16 protein-coding genes are annotated in these 17,213 nt (G+C 68.6%); 10 read left to right on the top strand and 6 right to left on the bottom strand.

What is annotated here, in order from left to right; all coding sequences use genetic code 11:
- From V5F84_RS13855 to V5F84_RS13845, 3 genes are all read left to right on the top strand, one after another.
- Entirely contained in the window at window positions 1-1,134 is a 1,134-nt protein-coding gene (locus V5F84_RS13855) for an alginate O-acetyltransferase AlgX-related protein (protein ID WP_394044878.1), read from the top strand.
- Between the two features lie 152 nt (window positions 1,135-1,286).
- Window positions 1,287-2,417, top strand: coding sequence for an alginate O-acetyltransferase AlgX-related protein (locus tag V5F84_RS13850; protein WP_394044876.1), 1,131 nt, complete (start codon window positions 1,287-1,289; stop codon window positions 2,415-2,417).
- A gap of 122 nt (window positions 2,418-2,539) precedes the next feature.
- Entirely contained in the window at window positions 2,540-3,682 is a 1,143-nt protein-coding gene (locus V5F84_RS13845; protein WP_394044874.1) for an acyltransferase family protein, read from the top strand.
- Between the two features lie 27 nt (window positions 3,683-3,709).
- Here V5F84_RS13845 and erpA read toward each other — a convergent pair whose 3' ends face one another.
- The gene (erpA, locus tag V5F84_RS13840; protein ID WP_394044872.1) at window positions 3,710-4,084 is read right to left on the bottom strand and encodes an iron-sulfur cluster insertion protein ErpA; all 375 of its coding nucleotides are present in this window, start codon (window positions 4,082-4,084) and stop codon (window positions 3,710-3,712) included.
- An 80-nt stretch (window positions 4,085-4,164) separates the two neighbouring features.
- Here erpA and V5F84_RS13835 point away from each other — a divergent pair, with 80 nt between their 5' ends.
- The 3 genes from V5F84_RS13835 (at window position 4,165) to V5F84_RS13825 (ending at window position 8,873) form a co-directional block, all read left to right on the top strand.
- Window positions 4,165-5,367 (top strand): deoxyguanosinetriphosphate triphosphohydrolase, encoded by a 1,203-nt coding sequence (locus V5F84_RS13835; protein ID WP_394044869.1) that lies wholly within the window; start codon window positions 4,165-4,167, stop codon window positions 5,365-5,367.
- A gap of 33 nt (window positions 5,368-5,400) precedes the next feature.
- A complete protein-coding gene (gene argS, locus V5F84_RS13830; protein WP_394044867.1) occupies window positions 5,401-7,173 on the top strand; it encodes an arginine--tRNA ligase in 1,773 nt (590 codons plus the stop codon).
- Between the two features lie 86 nt (window positions 7,174-7,259).
- Window positions 7,260-8,873, top strand: a complete 1,614-nt coding sequence (locus tag V5F84_RS13825) for an SPOR domain-containing protein (protein ID WP_394044865.1) — start codon at window positions 7,260-7,262, stop codon at window positions 8,871-8,873.
- 74 nt (window positions 8,874-8,947) lie between these two features.
- On the opposite strand, the gene V5F84_RS13820 is transcribed toward V5F84_RS13825, so the two are convergent.
- Window positions 8,948-9,853 carry an ATP-binding protein gene (locus V5F84_RS13820; protein WP_394044863.1) on the bottom strand — a complete coding sequence of 302 codons (906 nt, stop codon included), beginning with the start codon at window positions 9,851-9,853 and terminating at the stop codon, window positions 8,948-8,950.
- Window positions 9,854-10,111: 258 nt separating this feature from the next.
- On the opposite strand from V5F84_RS13820, the gene V5F84_RS13815 reads away from it, so the two are divergent.
- Window positions 10,112-10,807: a hypothetical protein gene (locus V5F84_RS13815; RefSeq protein WP_394044861.1), complete on the top strand. Its 696-nt coding sequence runs from the start codon at window positions 10,112-10,114 to the stop codon at window positions 10,805-10,807.
- An 18-nt stretch (window positions 10,808-10,825) separates the two neighbouring features.
- On the opposite strand, the gene V5F84_RS13810 is transcribed toward V5F84_RS13815, so the two are convergent.
- The 3 genes from V5F84_RS13810 to V5F84_RS13800 form a co-directional block, all read right to left on the bottom strand.
- Window positions 10,826-11,662: a sulfite exporter TauE/SafE family protein gene (locus V5F84_RS13810; RefSeq protein ID WP_394044859.1), complete on the bottom strand. Its 837-nt coding sequence runs from the start codon at window positions 11,660-11,662 to the stop codon at window positions 10,826-10,828.
- 89 nt (window positions 11,663-11,751) lie between these two features.
- Window positions 11,752-12,708 carry a tRNA dihydrouridine(20/20a) synthase DusA gene (dusA, locus tag V5F84_RS13805; RefSeq protein ID WP_509277211.1) on the bottom strand — a complete coding sequence of 319 codons (957 nt, stop codon included), beginning with the start codon at window positions 12,706-12,708 and terminating at the stop codon, window positions 11,752-11,754.
- 493 nt (window positions 12,709-13,201) lie between these two features.
- Complete coding sequence (locus V5F84_RS13800) at window positions 13,202-13,570, bottom strand: response regulator (protein WP_394045024.1); 369 nt, start codon at window positions 13,568-13,570, stop codon at window positions 13,202-13,204.
- A 141-nt stretch (window positions 13,571-13,711) separates the two neighbouring features.
- Between V5F84_RS13800 and V5F84_RS13795 the strand changes: the two genes are divergently transcribed.
- Entirely contained in the window at window positions 13,712-14,038 is a 327-nt protein-coding gene (locus V5F84_RS13795; protein ID WP_394044855.1) for a DUF3572 domain-containing protein, read from the top strand.
- Window positions 14,039-14,044: 6 nt separating this feature from the next.
- Complete coding sequence (locus V5F84_RS13790; RefSeq protein ID WP_394044853.1) at window positions 14,045-15,343, top strand: DNA polymerase IV; 1,299 nt, start codon at window positions 14,045-14,047, stop codon at window positions 15,341-15,343.
- 347 nt (window positions 15,344-15,690) lie between these two features.
- Here V5F84_RS13790 and ruvX read toward each other — a convergent pair whose 3' ends face one another.
- On the bottom strand, window positions 15,691-16,230 hold the full coding sequence (ruvX, locus tag V5F84_RS13785) for a Holliday junction resolvase RuvX (protein ID WP_394044851.1): 540 nt from the start codon (window positions 16,228-16,230) through the stop codon (window positions 15,691-15,693).
- Window positions 16,231-16,454: 224 nt separating this feature from the next.
- Between ruvX and V5F84_RS13780 the strand changes: the two genes are divergently transcribed.
- Window positions 16,455-17,165 (top strand): metal-dependent hydrolase, encoded by a 711-nt coding sequence (locus V5F84_RS13780; RefSeq protein WP_394044849.1) that lies wholly within the window; start codon window positions 16,455-16,457, stop codon window positions 17,163-17,165.
- The last annotated feature ends 48 nt before the right edge of the window (window positions 17,166-17,213 follow it).

The raw sequence follows: 17,213 nt of genomic DNA, 5'->3' as shown, positions 1-17,213 counted from the left end.
ATGGCACTGCTGGTCTCCTATCGCCGCTATATGGGTGCCCTGGTGATGGGCATCCTCACGCTGCTGCTGCTCAGCAATCTCTTTCCCGATCCCCTGGGCTTCCACACCTGGCGCGGCCTGCCGCGGGATGGCGCCGGCTTCTTCGAGCGCTTCCACGGCAATCTGCGCAGCTTCGGCTTCTATCTTCAGGATAATTTCGGCTTCCGCGCCTCCATGCCGGTGGTCCGCCGCACCGTGCGCGCCGCGCTGTGGTCGCCGGACACCACGACGCTCTACATCGGGCCCAACGGGCAGATGTTCTGGTCGGGCGAGCGCGCGCCGGAACAGACGGCGGGCCAATTGTACCGGGTGCATGCGGTGGAACGCTTCGTCGCCCTCATGAAGGCGATGCAGGACCGCCTGCCGCACACCAAGGTCGTGGTCGCCATTCCGCCCAATGCCCAGACGGTGGACGTGAACGATCTGCCCACCTGGTACAAATATGTGCGCCCGCGCCCGACCGAATATGCGCTCATGCTGGCGGATCTCCAGAAGGACGGCATCACCGCCGTGGATCTGCGCGCGGTGCTCAAAGCCGCGCCGGGCGTGCGCCATTACCTGCCCAACGACACCCATTGGACCCATCTGAGCGCGGCCATCGCGTTCAACGCCACCATGGTCGCCGCCGGCCATCCCGACTGGCAGGTGGATCTGAGCAAGGCGGTGGGGCCGATGGAGCCGATCCCCCAGGGCGATCTCGCGCGCCTGCTGCGGATCAAGACTCCCCTGGCCGATGAAAACCAGCGCCTCAATTTCGATCCGGCCTGGGTCAAGCAGCCCCATCCGGCGCTGCGCCTGAAGACGGAATCGCGCCAGTTCACGCCTTATGCCATCCGCTTCCGCGAGAGCGGGCCGCGCGTGCTGGTGGTGGGCGATTCCTATACCGCCACCCAATGGCCCGGCCTGTTCGGCTTCACGCCGGTGGCCGAGGTGGGGTGGATGCATTTCAGCCGGTTCTCCTCGGGAGCCTGCGACTTCGACTTCGCCGACATCCGGGATTTCAATCCCGACGTCCTCATCATCGCGCGCACCGAGCGTCTGTTTCCGTGCCTGAAGAACAAATGGCCCGATAACCTGCCGCCACCGCCCGATTGAGGCCGCCGATACCGTGGGAAACACTGTTTGCACTTGGAACCAGAGGATTGTTGATCTTTGTGCCGATGATGGCCCATGTAAAATGAGGCTTTGGGGGCCGCGTTGCGCGGCTTCGGCGTCGTCGCTCTGATCCGTGAATGTGAGGCTTTGGCTTGCTCGTCTCGTATCGCCGCTACATGGGCATCCTGATCATGGGTATCCTTGTGGCTCTCCTGCTGAGCAATGTGGTGCCGGACCCTCTCGGCCGCGGCATCTGGCGCGGGGGTGCCAAGCCCGATGCCGGCTGGTTCGGCCGCATGCACGGACAGCTTCAGGCCGCCGGCCTCTATCTCCAGGATAATTTCGGCTTCCGCGCGAGCATGCCCATCGCCCGCCGGGAGCTGCGCGCCGCGCTCCATTCGCCGGATACGAAGAACGTCTATTTCGGCCGCAACGGGCAGATGTTCTGGTCCGGCCAGCGGGCACCCGAGCAATCGGCGGGACAATTGGTGCGCACGGGCGCGGTGGACCGGTTCGTGGAGCTGATGGAAAGCCTGCATGCCCATCTCGCGCCCCACGGGGTAAAGATGGTCGTTGCCCTGCCGCCCAATGCCCAGTCGGTGGATACGGACGATCTGCCGGCGTGGCAGGATCGCGTGCCGCAGCACACCACCGAATATACCCTCATGCTCAAGGGGCTGGAAAAGGCCGGCATTCCCACCGTCGATCTGCGCCGGGTGCTGAAAGCCTCGCCGGAGCCGCGCCGCTACCTGCCCAACGATACCCATTGGAACAATCTCAGCGCCGTTCTGGCCTTCAACGCCACCGTCGCCGCGGCCGGGCATCCCGACTGGCAGGTCGACGTGAACAAGGTGATCGGGCCGCTTCAGCCCATGCTGGTGGGCGATCTCGCGCGCACCTTGCGCCTCACGCCGCCCCTGCCGGACCTGAACCAGGAATTGCGCCTGCCGCCCGGCATCAAGAAGGAGCCGGACCCCGCCCTGCGCCTCCAGCACGAGGCCCGCGGCTTCAACGGCTATGTCATCCGCTATCGCAAGGAAGGTCCGCGCGTGCTGGTGGTCGGCGATTCCTATACGGTCGACATCTGGCCCGCCTTGTTCGGCTACACCCCGGTCTCCGTGGCCGGCTGGATGCATTTCAGCCGCACCACCTTCGGCGCGTGCGATTTCGATTATGCGGACATCTATAATTTCAAGCCGGACCTGCTGATCATCGCCCGCACGGAGCGCATGTTCGCCTGCCTGAACGGCGCCTGGCCCCAGCATCTGCCGTCCCCGGACTGAGACCGCCCGCGGATTTTTCACCGGGCGGCTGCTGCGGTGCCGCGATTGATGCTAGGTGCTGTGCGGGGACGCTCGGTGAATCGCCGCGCGGGACTTTGCGGGCGAGGCTTTGCGGGGTGGGCGTGGGCGGCGACACGGCACAGATTCCTTCCGCGCCGGGGCAGGGGCGCGACCCGCTCTCGGGCCATGCGCTCAACGCCAATATCCAGGGCGCGCGCGGCTTGTTCTGCGCCATGATCTTCTTCTACCACGTCATCAATTCGGCGTTGCCGGCGCCCGCCGCCGTGACTGCCGGCCCGCTGCATTTCGCGCTGATGAGCCTGTCCCACTCGGTGGAATTGTTCTTCGGCATCAGCGGCATCGTCATCATCGGCTCGCTGCGCCGCTCGCGCAGCGCGGCCGCCTTCCTGTGGAATCGCTCCACCCGCATCTTTCCCGTGCTGTGGGTGACGGTGGTGATCTTCCTCGCCATGAACATCGCCGGCGGGCGCCCGGAAGGGGTGCCGCCCATGGCCTTGATCGCCGCGCTGCCGGCGAACCTGCTGGCCATGCCTCCCGTCGTGCCGGTGCCGCTGATCCACCCGGCCGCATGGTCGCTGAGCTACGAATTCGCATTCTATCTCGTATGCGCCTCCGGCTTTGCGCTGTCGGGGCCCATGGGCCGCTGGGGCTATGTCCTGCCGATCGCCGCGGCGGCGCCGCTGCTGTGGATCCACACGCCGGCGCTGATGTTCATTCCGGGCGTGTTCGTGGCGCTGAACGCGGTGCCGCCGCTCGCCCGCAGGATCGGCACGCGGTTTTCGCTGGTGGCGCTCGTCGCCTTCCTGGCGGTCTGGCACACGGTGATCGAGATCGCCGCGACCAAGAAGCTGACGCTGCTCGCCTTCCTTACCTTTGCCGACTGGCGCAGCCTGCTGATGCCGCTGTCGCTGGTGCTGGCCTATGTCCTGTTCATCGGCCTGTCGTCGGGGGCGGGCGTATTGGGGCGCATCCTGCGGACGCCGGCCATGCTGTGGATGGGAACCATCAGCTACAGCTTCTATCTCTGGCACCCCATCGCCATGGCGTTCGTGAAGCTCGGCCTCTACAAGTCCGGCGTGGTCGCGCTGGCGGGGAACTGGTCCATGCCGATCTTCTTCGCGCTCGCGCTTCCGCCGAGTCTCGCGCTCGCCTGGGCGAGCCAGCGGGTGCTGGAAGTGCGCGTCACGAACTGGCTGCGGCGGCGCACCGCGCGCCCTGCGGCCCCTGCCGTGAACGAAGCCTGAGCGCGCTTGCCGGAACCTGCCGCAGGATCAAAGCGAGAAGCTGGTGCCGCAGCCGCAGGAGGAGGTGGCCTGCGGATTGTCGATCTTGAACGCCGCGCCGATCAGATCGTCGACGAAATCGAGGCGCGAGCCCACCAGATAATCGAGCGAAACCTTGTCCACCAAAATGGTGGCGCCCTCGCGCTCGATCACCAGATCCTCGCTGTCGCGATCTTGCGTGACATCGAAGCGATACTGGAAGCCCGAGCAGCCGCCGCCCTCCACGCTCACCCGCAACGCGCTTTCCGGCGCCTCGCCGGCGAGGATCTGCGCCACGCGCCGGGCCGCGCTGTCGGTCACGACGAACGGCCCGGTGGCGGGGAGGGGAGAAGAAGCGGTCTGCGGTGTCACGGCGCTGGACATGGCGGCCTTCGACGGTTGATCAGTGTTCGACATGATAGTTAAGTGCGGCCGCGCGGAAATTAAAGGGCATAGGGGTGGTGATGGCGGTTTTGGGATCGACCCCGCGCGTATCCTACGCCAGTGACCCCCTGCGTTCCCGCGGCCGGCTGCATCCCGAACCGGAGGGCAGCCGCAATGTGTTCCGCCGCGACTGCGACCGCGTCATCCATTCCACGGCGTTCCGCCGGCTGAAGCACAAGACCCAGGTCTTCGTGTTCCATGAAGGCGACCATTTCCGCACCCGCCTCACCCATACGCTGGAGGTGGTGCAGGTGGCCCGCTCGATCGCCCGGGCATTGGGGCTCGACGAGGATCTGGCCGAGGTGCTGGGCCTTGCCCATGATCTCGGCCATCCCCCCTTCGCCCATGCGGGGGAACGCGCGCTGGACGCCTGCCTGCACGCCCATGGCGGCTTCGACCACAACGCCCAGTCCCTGCGCATGGTGACCCGCCTGGAACGGCGCTACGCGGCCTTCGACGGCCTCAATCTCACCTGGGAGACGCTGGAAGGCATCGTCAAGCACAATGGCCCGATGACCGACCGGCAGGGCCGGGGCATCGGGCGCTATGCGTCCGGCGTGCCCCATGCGGTGAATGTCCATTCCGCCGCCCAGGATCTGGAATTGTGGAGCCATGCCGGCCCCGAGGCGCAGGCCGCCGCGCTCGCCGACGACATTGCCTATGACGTGCACGACATCGACGACGGCCTGCGCGCCGGCCTGTTCGCGCTGGAGGATCTCGCCGGCCTGCCGCTGGTGGGCGACGCGCTCGCCGAGGTGCGCGCCCTGTGGCCGGCGCTCGATCGAAACCGCACCGCCTATGAGATGATGCGCCGGGTCATCACCCGCTTCATCGAGGATGTCGTGCGCGAAACCGATCGGCGCGCGACGGAGGCGGGGGTTGCGAGCGTGGAGGAGGTGCGGGCGCTGGGCCGTCCCGTCGTGGGCTTTTCCGCCGAGGTGCAGGCGGCGGAGGCGGCGATCAAGGGATTCCTGTTTCCGCGCATGTACCGGCACGAACGCGTGAACCGCATCATGGAGGACGCGGCGCAGGTGGTGCGCGATCTGTTCGCCCATTTCCTGAGCGCCCCCGGCGACATGCCCCCCGACTGGCGGCGCGACATCGACCCCTCCGACACGCCCCGCCTGATCCGCCGCGTCGCCGACTATATCGCCGGCATGACCGACCGTTATGCCCTGGACCAGCACGCCCGCTACTTTGACTCGACGCCGGATTTGCGTTAGGCGCCCCGTGCTCTCACCACATTGGAATGCCCCATGAACGTCTACGCGATCTTTGCCGATCACGTGCGAGAAGCCGTCGCCGAGCTTGCCCGCCAGGGCCAGCTGGGGGAGGGCCGCACGCCTGAGGGTCTCGATCTCGGCCGCATCGTGGTGGAGCCGCCGCGCGACCCGACCCACGGCGATCTCGCCACCAATGCCGCCATGGTGCTGGCCAAGGACGCCGGCATGAAGCCGCGCGAGCTTGCCGAGCGTATCGCCGCCAGGCTCGCCGCCGTGCCGCGCGTGGCCAAGGTGGACGTGGCCGGGCCCGGCTTCATCAATCTGACCCTGGACGCGGCCTTCTGGCCGGTGGTGCTCGCCGCGATCCTGCGCGCGGGCCCGGATTACGGCCGCTCGTCCATGGGCGAGAACGTCCCGGTGAACGTGGAATATGTCTCGGCGAACCCCACCGGCCCCATGCATGTGGGCCATTGCCGGGGCGCGGTGTTCGGCGATGCCTTGGCGAGCCTGCTGGCGTTCGCCGGCTACAAGGTGACGCGGGAATATTACATCAACGACGCCGGCGCGCAGGTGGACGTGCTCGCCCGCTCCGTGTTCCTGCGTTATCGCGAGGCGGCCACCGGCGTGGCGGCGGAAATTCCCGACGGCCTCTATCCGGGCGATTATCTCGTCCCGGTCGGCCAGGAACTGGCCGGGATGCACGGCGGCGCGTTCCTGGAGGCGCCGGAGAGCGAATGGCTGCCGGTGTTCCGCAGCTTCGCCATCGGCGCCATGATGGTGATGATCCGCGAGGATCTCGCGGCGCTGGGCATCGCGTTCGACGTGTTCTTCTCCGAGCGTTCGCTGACCGCGGGGGCCGACCGCGTCGGCCTCATGATCGAGCAGCTGCGCCGCTCCGGCGAGGTCTATGAAGGCCGCCTGCCGCCGCCCAAGGGCGCGCCGATCGAGGATTGGGAGGATCGCGAGCAGAGCCTGTTCCGCTCCACGGCGTTCGGCGACGACGTGGATCGCCCGCTGGTGAAGTCGGACGGCAGCTATACCTATTTCGCCGGCGATATTGCTTATCACAAGGACAAGTTCGATCGCGGCTTCCGCCGCATGATCGACGTTTGGGGCGCCGACCACGGCGGCTATGTCAAGCGCATGCAGGCGGCGGTGAAGGCGGTGACCGGCGGCCAGGCGAGCCTGGATGTGGAATTGTGCCAGCTGGTCCGGCTCTATCGCAATGGCGAGCCGGTGCGCATGTCAAAGCGCGCGGGCTCTTTTGTGACCCTTCGCGAGGTGGTGGACGAGGTCGGCCGTGACGCGGTGCGCTTCATGATGCTGTTCCGCAAGAACGACGCGCCGCTCGACTTCGACCTTGCCAAGGTGATCGAGCAGTCTCGGGAAAATCCGGTCTTCTACGTGCAGTATGCGCACGCCCGCGCCCATTCGATCCTGCGCAAAGCCAAAGAACAGATTGCATCCTTGCCGGAAACAGCGGAAGTTTATGCCCATGCGCCGCTGGAGCGGCTGGACGATCCGGGCGAATTGGGCCTGCTCGCGCGCCTCGCGGCTTGGCCACGGCTGGTTGAACAGGCTGCCGCGGCCCGCGAACCCCACCGGATCGCCTTTTATTTGCACGATTTGGCCAGCGATTTTCACGGGCAGTGGAATCGCGGAAATGAATTGCCACATTTACGCTTCATTATGGAGAATGATCGAGAATTGACCTTAGCACGTCTGGCATTGGTTCATGGCGTGGCAGCGGTGCTCGCTTCCGGGCTGTTGGTGCTGGGAGTTGAGGCCGTTCAGGAATTGAAGTGACCGCGTCGTCCGTTCCGACCCGTGTGCCGTAAGGTTGGGTTTGGGGGGTGCGGGGTTCCGGTCCTACCAAACACGATTGAGGCCACATGGGCGACGACAGCAGCTTGCGCTACCGGCGCGATGACGAATACGCCAGTCAGGCGCCGTCGGCGGCCGCGACTCCCGCTTCTCGCCGTCCGCGAAACGAAGACGCGCTGGCGGAACTGGCGCGCCTGATCGGCGACCAGGACCCGTTCGCCGATTTCGCGGAGATGGGGCAGGACCAGCCGCCCCCGGCGCCCGCGCCGCGCGCCCGAGCGGCGCGTCCGGACCCCGCCCCGGCTCCGCAGTTTCCCGCCCCGCCGGTGGAACGCCGCTTCGAGGACTGGCAGCCGGGCCGCCGTGGCGGTCGCGACGCCGCCCCCGAGCCTGCCGCCCGCGCCATGCCCGGCGAGGAGATGGCGCCCCGCGCGCGCAGCCAGGATCCGCGTCAACAGGATCCCCGCGCCCAGGACCCCCGCGCCCAGGACACCCGAGGCCAGGATACGCAGGCCAGCTGGGAAGCGCTGGAGCAGGAAGTCGCCGCCGAGCAGAACCGCACCTCGGTGCGCCTCGGCTATGGATCGCTGTCGCGCCGCGCCGAGGGCCGCCAGCTTCAGGACGAGTACGATCCGCGCCCGGCCGTTCCCGCCCGTCCGAGCGAGCCCGCCGCGCCGGCCGCCCGTTATCCGGAAGAGGAAGACGACGCCCAGGCTGGCTATGCCTATGGCGGCGCCGCCCAGGGCGATGGCTATGAGGATTACGACGACACCTACGACCCCGCCTATGGCGAGGAAGGCTATATGCCGCCTCATGCCGAGGAGGTCTATGAAACCGAGCCGCGCCAGCGCAAGGGCCGCATGGCGCTGATCATCGTGGCGTCCGTGGTCGGCATCGGCGTCGCCTCCGCCGGGGGCCTGTTCGCCTATCGCATGATGGGAAGCGGCAGCTCTTCGGCCAGCGGCGAGGCGCCGCCGGTCATCAAGGCGGACAATGCGCCGACCAAGGTGGCGGGGCCGACGCCCACCACCGGCGCCGACGGGCAGAAGCTGATTTACGACCGCGTGGGCGGTGCGCCCGGCACGGAGCGTGTCGTCCCCCGCGAGGAGCAGCCGGTGGATGTGAACGCCGCGGCTGCCGCTGCGGCCGCCGCCGCCGGTGCCGGCGCGCCTCCGGCCGTCGCGGGCGCCCCCTCCACCGAACCGAAGCGGGTCAAGACCCTCGCCGTCCGAGCCGACGGCAGCGTGGTGGACAGCCCCGCGCCGCAGCCTTCGGCCCTGCCCCCCGGGATCACGCCCACGGCCTATGCGCCGCAGCAGAACCCGCTGCCCGCCGGCGCTCCCGCGCCCAAGGGCGTCACCACCACCGCCGCCATCCCCGGTGCGGCGCCGGCCGCCCCGCCCGCGTCCGCCGCCCCGGCCGCGGTCGCCAATGGCGCCTATGTGGTGCAGGTCTCCTCGCAGAAGTCCGAAAGCGATGCCATGGGCTCCTGGAAGGTGCTCCAGGGCCGCTATCCGCAGCTTCTCGGCAGCTACAAGGCGACCGTCCGGCGCGCCGATCTCGGCGACAAGGGCATCTATTATCGCGCCCAGGTCGGCCCGTTCTCGACCCGCGACGAGGCGAACAACCTCTGCAACGCGCTCCAGGCGCAGGGCGGCACCTGCATCGTCACCCGCAACTGAGGCGACGCAGACCGTCCGCAAAAACCAAAAGGCCGGCCCTTTCGAGCCGGCCTTTTTTCATGAACGGACGCGCTTCAGCCGGCCGTGGGCGCGAGGGCGACGCCGAGCTGGCCGGCGAGATCCTGCACGAATTGCCAGGCCGTGCGGCCCGAGCGCGATCCGCGCGTGGTCGCCCATTCCAGGGCCAGCGGGCGCCACTTGTCCTCGTCCATGGGAATCTTGTGGTGCGCCACATAGGCGGCGACCATCTCCAGATATTCGTCCTGGCTGCATTTGTGGAAACCGAGCCACAGGCCGAAGCGATCGGAGAGCGAAACCTTCTCCTCCACCGCCTCGCCGGGATTGATGGCGGTGGAGCGTTCGTTCTCCATCATGTCGCGCGGCAGCAGGTGGCGCCGGTTGGACGTGGCGTAGAAGATCACATTGTCCGGCCGCCCCTCGATGCCGCCTTCGAGCACCGCCTTCAGCGACTTGTAGGTGGTGTCGTCGCCGTCGAAGGAAAGATCGTCGCAGAAGACGATGAAGCGATGGTGCGAGCCGCGCACCAGCGACATCAGGACCGGCAGGGTCTCGATATCCTCGCGATGGATCTCCACCAGCTTCAGCCGCCGCCCGCCGGCGTCCGTGCCGAGGACGGTGCGATTGATGTGGGCGTGGGAGGCTTTCACCAGCGAGCTTTTGCCCATGCCGCGCGCGCCCCAGAGCAGGGCATTGTTTGCGGGCAGGCCGCGGGCGAAGCGCTCGGTGTTGTCCACAAGCTGGTCGCGCACCCGGTCGATGCCCTGAAGCAGCTCCATGTCCACGCGATTGACGCGCTTCACCGGCTCGAAGCGGTTCGGCTGGGTATGCCAAACGAAGGCGTCGGCGGCCTCGAAATCGGGCGTGAGCAGGGACGGCGGCGCGAGACGCTCGAGGGCGTCGGCGATGCGCAGCAGCAGGGCTTGGGTGGCGTCGGCAGAGGATTCGCTGGGTGGCGTCATTTTTGTCTCCTTGGCGCGGGGATAGCCGCGCCGGGCCGTCCCAGCAAGTTGGTCGCGCGGGCGCCGCCGGCGCGAGACATGCGATCGCTGCATGGGGCGGGGTCGGAGCGGGGCGGGTGCGGGGTCGGGGCGGGGCATATTGCGCTGCGGGAAGATTCCTTTAACCTGCCTCTGGCCTATTGGGGTGGGCTGGGATCAGGAAGTTGAGGCAGGCCGCGCGCCCTCGGGCGTCGGCTGTGCTGCATCGACGGAGATGACATGCCGCAAACCCGTTTGCCCCGCGCCATCGCACCCGTATGCGTCCCCTTGATCCTCGCCGCCGTGGGCAGCGCGCCCGCCGCCGCGCAGGAAGTCTCCACCCGCGTTTCACGCACCGCCAACGCCGACGGCTCCGCCTCGGTGACGGCGGCCGGCGCGCTCACCGACTGGAAGGCGGCCGAATTCGGCGTCGACCTGTCCGTTTCCGCCGCGCCGGCCACCACCGTGCAGCCGCGGTCCGACCTGCCCTGGACCGCCTCGGACAATTCCGGCGCCGTCGCCTGGGCCAAGGTGGCGATGCCGGGCGTCTCCAACCTTCTGTTCTGGGAGACGGGGGCGGTGGACGTGCGGGTCAACGCGCTTCAGGACAAGAGCCAGCTCGGCACCAGCTTTTCGCGCGAATGGGACCTCGGCGGCCATATCAGCGCGCAGGTGAGCGACCGCTATTCCGTGACCGTCGCCCCGACCGCCGCCGGCGAGGGCTGGAGCAGCGACAAATCGCTGAGCCTCAACGTGCACGAGACCGGCACCCGCCTCAGCCTCGGCACCTCGGTGGCCAGCGACCGCCGCACCTGGCTGCCCTCGCTCAGCGCCCAGCAGAACCTGATCGGCCCGCTGGTGCTCACCACCACCGTGGCGGACACGGGAAGCGAGATCAACCGCAGCATCACGGCCGGCTTCCGCAGCACCTGGTGAGGGCCGGGCCGGTCGGCCCTATCCGAGGATGATGGCGATGAGGAAGCGCAGCGCCATGATCAGCAGGAACAGGCCGAAGCCCATTTCCAGCGTCCGGCGCGACAAGCGGTGGGCGAGGCGCGCGCCGAACGGGGCGGTCAGCGTGCTCACCGGCGCCATGCAGGCAAAGCCCAGCACCGACACATAGCCGACCGAAAGCGGCGGCAGGTCCGGCAGATGGGGCCAGCCGGCGATCGCATAGCCGATGATGCCGGGAATGGGAATCAGCATGCCGATGCCGGCGGAGGTGGCGACGGCGGCATGGATGGGCACGCCGTACAGCCCGAGAATGATGCTGGAGATGCCGCCGCCGCTGATGCCGATGAGGGAGGCCGCAAGGCCGATGAAGAAGCCGTAGCCCCACATGGCCGTGCGGCCCGGCAATCGGGTGCCGAGCCGCCAGTCGGCGCGGCCGAGCAGGGCCTTGGTGCCCATGAGGGTGGCGATCACCACGAAGGCCGCCTGGAGAATCCGACCGTCGAGGAAGGCCGCGATGGCGCTGCCCGCGATGATGCCGACGATCGCCGGCAGGCTCCAGGTCTTCAGCACGCCCTCCATCACCGCGCCGCGCGCCTTGTGGGCGCGATAGGATTGCAGCGAGGTGGGCACGATGATGGCGAGCGAGGTGCCGACGCACAATTGCATCCGGATGTCCTCGGGAACGCCGATGATGCGGAACACCTCGTACAGCACGGGCACGATCACCGCGCCGCCGCCGACCCCCAGCAGGCCGGCGAGCAGGCCGGTCACCACCCCGCCGACCAGCAGCGCCAGCGTCAGATAGGCGAGTTCGCTCCAGGGGATGGAGGAAAGCATGAAGGCGGCCTCTAGGGAGGGATGCACGGCAGGAAAGCCGGCCCGAGGGGGCGCCAACCTGCGCCCGAACCGGTCGTCCTGTCCAGACGTCAGGCGGCGGCGCGGCGGGGGGCGCGACGCACGTCGTTCAACGCCGCGCGCAGCACATCGAGTCCGGCGCCGGGCGCGATCCCTTCCGTGGAAAGGCGACGGCGGAACGTGCGGGCGCCGGGCCTGCCGGTGAACAGGCCGAGCATGTGGCGGGTGATGTCGTGCAGCCGCCCGCCGGCTTCCAGATGGGCGGCGATATAGGGCTCGAAGGCGTCCACGGCCGCGAAGGCATCCGCATGCGGCGGCGCCGCGCCGTGGAACATGGGATCGACCGCCAGCAGCAGTTCCGGATTTTGATAGGCCGCGCGGCCGAGCATCACCCCGTCCAGCCCCGCGCTTTCGACCTGCGCCTGTTCCAGGGAGGAAAGGCCGCCGTTCAGGGCGATGGGTACATGGGGCAGGCGGGCCTTCAGGCGGCGCACGCGGTCGTAGTCGAGCGGGGGAATGTCGCGGTTCTCGCGCGGCGAGAGCCCTTGCAGCCACGCCTTGCGGGCATGGACGATGAGCGCGTCCGCCCCCGCCGCGATCACGCAATCGGCCAGGGCGTCCAGGGCGGTTTCCGGGTCCTGGTCGTCCACGCCGATGCGGCATTTGACGGTGACCGGCACGGCCACCTCGGCCTTGATGGCGGAAACGCAGCGCGCCACCAGCTCCGGCTCGCGCATCAGGCAGGCGCCGAAATTGCCGCCCTGCACCCGGTCGGAGGGGCAGCCCACGTTGAGATTGATCTCGTCATAGCCGAACGCCGCGCAGATGCGCGCGGCCTGGGCCAATTGCGCCGGGTCGCTGCCGCCGAGCTGAACCGCGACGGGGTGTTCGGCCGGGGAAAACCCAAGCAGCCGGTCCCGGTCGCCATGAAGCACCGCCGGGGCGGTGACCATTTCCGTATAGAGCAGGGCGCGCGCCGACAGGGTGCGGTGGAACGCCCGGCAATGGCGATCCGTCCAGTCCATCATCGGGGCAACGGCAAATCTGAACGCTTGATAGTCCGTCATGTCTTCGTCGCTTGAGGGCGTCGGGTCGCGGCGCGCGTGCGATTTACGCCACGTCCGCGCTCTTGGGCGCCCTTGGGCGCCCGCGGATCGGCCGTCCTTCCTAAAGCATAATCGCTCGCTTGAAGAGTCCCCATGCAGGCGAAGGGGCGCCGGGTCACCCGGCGGGCCTGCCGGTGCGGGCAAAGCGGGCGGCGGGACGCTCCGCGGCCAGTCCTAACTTTCGCGATCTTGAAGGGGGCGGGTGGCCGACGGCGGGCGCGCGGGGAGGCCACCCACACAGCCCGGCCGCCGGCCGAACCCCACGGACCCAGGAGATGCGGCGGACCTGAGCACTCCGTAGGGTATTTCCGAAGCGGCGCCGCGCCCTGCGCAGCCGCCGTGCTTCACGTCCCGACAGGAGGAAGTTAGCGGAAGCGCGCGCGATGTCAAAGCGCCCGATTCGCGCCCGAAGCGATCATCCCCCGCTATAAATGCGCACCGTCTCCAGGAATTTGGCGACCGAAATCGGCTTGGAGAGATAGGCCTCGCACCCGCCCGCGCGGATGCGCTCCTCATCGCCCTTCATGGCGAACGCGGTCACCGCGACCACGGGAATCGCGCGCAGCTCGGGGTCGGCCTTCAGCCAGCCGGTCACTTCCAGGCCCGAGACCTCGGGCAGCTGGATGTCCATGAGGATCAGGTCGGGCTTGTGCTTGCGCGCGAGCGGCACCGCCTCGACGCCGGTGCGGGTCTGCACGGTCTGATATCCGTTGGCTTCCAGCAGATCGTGGAAGAGCTTCATGTTCAGCTCGTTGTCCTCCACGATCATCACCGTTTTCGGCATACCTCTGTCCCCGCCCATGAGGTCCGCCTCCGCGCCGGTGGCGCGGCTCCGAACATCGTGCTGCATGCCGACCGCTTCGCTTTTCGCTGCGGGATCGGACATGATGGCTCAAGCTAGAGACCATTCGTTGCGGAAGCGCAAATGCCCATTAAAGATCCTTCGAACAAACCGGCCCGGGTGCGGCAGGCCGCCGAGGCCGTCGCGGTCTCCGCGCTCGGCTTCCTGGCGCAGGAGCCGGACCGCATCGGCCGCTTCCTGGCCGAGACGGGGCTCGGCCCGGCGGAACTGCGCGCGGCGGCGCGCGAGCCCCATTTCAATGCCGGCCTGCTCGCCTTCCTGCTGGCGGACGAGCCCATGCTGCTTGAATTCTCCGCCCATGCCGGCCTGAAGCCGCAGGATGTGGCGCGCGCCCACGACGTGCTCAATCCGCCCTTCGATCCCGACGCGCCGGCGCGCCGCGGGCGCTGAGGGTCCATGGCCGCGCTGCCGCCGGGCTTCTGTCGCGATTGCCGCGCCGATGCGGGGAGCGGGCCGAGGTGCCTCGCCTGCGGCAGTCCCCGCCTGGTGCGCCATGCGCAGGCCGATTCGCTCACCGTCGCCCATGTGGATTGCGATGCCTTCTTCGCGGCGGTCGAGAAGCGGGACGATCCAAGCCTCGCGGATGTGCCGCTGATCATCGGCGGCGGCACGCGCGGCGTGGTGTCCACCGCCTGCTATATCGCCCGCATCCATGGGGTGCGCTCGGCCATGCCCATGTTCAAGGCCAAGGCCCTGTGCCCGCAGGCGGTGGTGCTGAAGCCGAACATGGAGAAATACCGCATCGCCGGCCGGCAGGTGCGTGCGCTCATGCAGGCGCTGACCCCGCTTGTGGAGCCGCTCTCCATCGACGAAGCCTTCCTCGATCTCGCCGGCACCGAGCGCTTGCACCGCCTCTCGCCGGGCCGGGCGCTGGCGCGCTTTGCCCAGCAGGTGGAGAAAGAGGTGGGGATCACCGTCTCCATCGGCCTCGCGAGCAACAAGTTCCTGGCCAAGACCGCCTCCGAGCTGGACAAGCCGCGCGGCTATTCGGTGCTGGGGCAGGAGGAGGCGGCGGCGTTTCTGGCGCCCCGGCCGATCACCTTCATCTGGGGCGTGGGGCCGGCCTTCGGTGCGAAGCTGGCGCGCGACGGGCTGAACCGCATCGCCGACATCCAGCGCCTCGGCGAGATCGACATGCTGCGCCGCTACGGGGCGGAGGGGCAAAGGCTATGGCGGCTGTCGCTCGGCATCGACACCCGCAAGGTGGAGCCCCACCGGGCGGCGAAGAGCGTTTCCGCCGAGACCACGTTCGACACCGACATCCGCGACTTGCGCCCCCTGGAGCAGATTCTCTACGGCCTGTGCGAGGAAGTGTGCGGCCGCCTGCGGCGCGGCGCGATCGCCGGGCGCACGGTGACGCTGAAGCTGAAGGGCGCCGATTTTCGCGCCCGGACCCGTTCGCGCGCCCTCGAAACGCCGACGCAGCTCGCCGCCCGGCTCTATGAGGCGTCCCACGACCTGCTGGTGAAGGAGGTGGATGGCACGGCCTATCGCCTCATCGGCGTCGGCCTGTCCGATCTCGTGCCCGGCGTGGAAGCGGACCCGGCCGACCTCGTGGACACGAAAACCCCGCGCCTCAAGGCGGCGGAAGACGCCATGGAGCAATTGCGTGCCAAGTTCGGGGCCGGCGCCGTGGATCGCGGCATCCTGCTGGGAGCAACCCCGCGCCACCGCCGCCCGCCACGCCCGCGCTGAGCGCCCGCCCGTTCCATTTCGGGACAGGGGCGGTGAGGCGGGGAGAACGCGGCGGGACCGAACCGTGTCCGAATCGCCCGCGCCCGCGTGTTCCGCCTGCGTTCCTCGGGCTTGCGCCAATCGACATTCAAGTGAGCGGATTCGCCACCCTCCTCCCTTGTGGGGGAGGGTTGGGGAGGGGGGATGGCGCCGCAAGCACCACCCTTGCCCGGACACACGAAGAAACACCCCCCTCCCTGCCCCCGCAGGGGAGAGGGGGAAAGCGGCACCGCACGCACGCGATTGCGTGTCCGGGAACGCCAGGACGACAGGAACGAGCCGCGCCCGATCCGTTTTGCGAACCGACCCTAGTCCGGCAGCTCTTCGTCGGGGGCGTTCTCGTCGGCGATGCGGCCGAGGAAATCCAGCGCGCCCTGGAGGATGAAGGCGGCGGCGTGCTGGTCGATCACCTGGGCGCGCTTCGCCCGGCTCGCGTCCGCCGCGATCAGCGCGCGCTCGACGGCGGCGGTGGACAGGCGCTCGTCCCACAGGCCGATGGGCCGCTCGCTGATGCGCGCGAAATTGCGCGCGAAGGTGCGGCTCGCCTGGGCGCGGGGGCCTTCGCTGCCGTCCATGTTGAGCGGCAGGCCGAGGATGAAGGCGACCGCGTTGCGCTCCTTGGCGAGGGTGAGCAGGCGCGCCGCGTCGGCGGTGAATTTGGTGCGCCACACGGTTTCCACCACGGTCGCGAGTCGCCGGTCGGGATCGCAACTGGCGACGCCGATGGTCTTGGTGCCGAGGTCGAGCCCGATCAGCGCGCCGCGCGGCGGCAGGAGGCCGGCGAGATCGGCAAGCGGCAGCACGCGGGCGACGGTGGGGGCGGGGACGGCGGGCGGATCCTGGCTCATTCCCTTCGCTAGCATGGGGGGCGTGCCCTCGCCACTCATGCGCAGGCCGCATGCCTCGCGCGTTGCGCCGAGGAATGGCTTTCGCGATACTCCAGCGGCAGCCCCTGGGCGGTTGCCGGCGCATCGGATGCGTCCAGCGCGAAAGCCCGGGCCGGACCCACCTTTCCCCACGGCGGCGGGCTCCGCGTCCAGCCGCCGGCGGATCGACCTTCGAAGGCCATTTCATGAAGATCACATGGTTCGGACATGCCGCCTTCCGCCTGGACTTCGCGGACAAGGCCGTGCTCATCGACCCGTTTTTCACCGGCAACCCGTCCTTTTCGGCCGGGCGGCGCAATGCGGTGCACGGCGTCACCCACATTCTGCTGACCCACGGCCACGGCGATCACATCGGCGACACGGCGGAGATCGTGAAGGAGGCCGAAGCGGCCCATCGCGCCATTCCCGTGGTCTGCAATCCGGAAATCGCCGCTTTCCTCGGCGGCCACGGCCTGACCAAGTTCGAGATGATGAACACCGGCGGCACCATCGATCTCGGCGGCTTCACCGTTTCCATGGTGCGCGCGGATCATTCCTCGGGCGGCGGCGGGGCGCATCCCACCTATCTCGGCAATCCCACGGGCCTGATCGTCAAGGCACAGGGCGAGCCGACGGTGTGGCATCTCGGCGATACCGATATTTTCTCCGACATGGCCCTGCTGAGCGAGATCCACAAGCCGAAGGTCGCCTTCGTGCCCATCGGCGACCGGTTCACCATGGGGCCGGAGACGGCGGCATTGGCCGTCAAGCGCTTCCTCAACGTGCCGAACGTGGTGCCGTGCCATTACGGCTCGTTCCCGATCCTGGTGAAGGATCCCCGTCGGTTCGTCGCGGCGCTGGAAGGGCATTCCACCAAGGTGATCGTGCCGGCGAGCGGCGGCAGCTTCGAGCTGTGAGGCGCGGGCGCGGAAGCGAGGCGGAGCCGGGTGAAGGCGCCGCGTTGC

This window comes from Roseixanthobacter liquoris, from assembly GCF_043195135.2.
Taxonomy (GTDB): domain Bacteria; phylum Pseudomonadota; class Alphaproteobacteria; order Rhizobiales; family Xanthobacteraceae; genus NCEH01.
This window is presented reverse-complemented; position numbering and strand designations above follow the sequence as displayed.

What these genes read in the sequence shown, in the direction of transcription:
- V5F84_RS13855 (WP_394044878.1), top strand. Translation starts at nt 1, where the DNA reads ATGGCACTGCTGGTCTCCTATCGCCGCTATATGGGTGCCCTGGTGATG.
- erpA (WP_394044872.1), bottom strand. Translation starts at nt 4,084, where the DNA reads ATGTCCAGCGCCGTGACACCGCAGACCGCTTCTTCTCCCCTCCCCGCC.
- V5F84_RS13835 (WP_394044869.1), top strand. Translation starts at nt 4,165, where the DNA reads ATGGCGGTTTTGGGATCGACCCCGCGCGTATCCTACGCCAGTGACCCC.
- argS (WP_394044867.1), top strand. Translation starts at nt 5,401, where the DNA reads ATGAACGTCTACGCGATCTTTGCCGATCACGTGCGAGAAGCCGTCGCC.
- V5F84_RS13825 (WP_394044865.1), top strand. Translation starts at nt 7,260, where the DNA reads ATGGGCGACGACAGCAGCTTGCGCTACCGGCGCGATGACGAATACGCC.
- V5F84_RS13820 (WP_394044863.1), bottom strand. Translation starts at nt 9,853, where the DNA reads ATGACGCCACCCAGCGAATCCTCTGCCGACGCCACCCAAGCCCTGCTG.
- V5F84_RS13815 (WP_394044861.1), top strand. Translation starts at nt 10,112, where the DNA reads ATGCCGCAAACCCGTTTGCCCCGCGCCATCGCACCCGTATGCGTCCCC.
- V5F84_RS13810 (WP_394044859.1), bottom strand. Translation starts at nt 11,662, where the DNA reads ATGCTTTCCTCCATCCCCTGGAGCGAACTCGCCTATCTGACGCTGGCG.
- dusA (WP_509277211.1), bottom strand. Translation starts at nt 12,708, where the DNA reads ATGATGGACTGGACGGATCGCCATTGCCGGGCGTTCCACCGCACCCTG.
- V5F84_RS13800 (WP_394045024.1), bottom strand. Translation starts at nt 13,570, where the DNA reads ATGCCGAAAACGGTGATGATCGTGGAGGACAACGAGCTGAACATGAAG.
- V5F84_RS13795 (WP_394044855.1), top strand. Translation starts at nt 13,712, where the DNA reads ATGCCCATTAAAGATCCTTCGAACAAACCGGCCCGGGTGCGGCAGGCC.
- V5F84_RS13790 (WP_394044853.1), top strand. Translation starts at nt 14,045, where the DNA reads ATGGCCGCGCTGCCGCCGGGCTTCTGTCGCGATTGCCGCGCCGATGCG.
- ruvX (WP_394044851.1), bottom strand. Translation starts at nt 16,230, where the DNA reads ATGAGCCAGGATCCGCCCGCCGTCCCCGCCCCCACCGTCGCCCGCGTG.
- V5F84_RS13780 (WP_394044849.1), top strand. Translation starts at nt 16,455, where the DNA reads ATGAAGATCACATGGTTCGGACATGCCGCCTTCCGCCTGGACTTCGCG.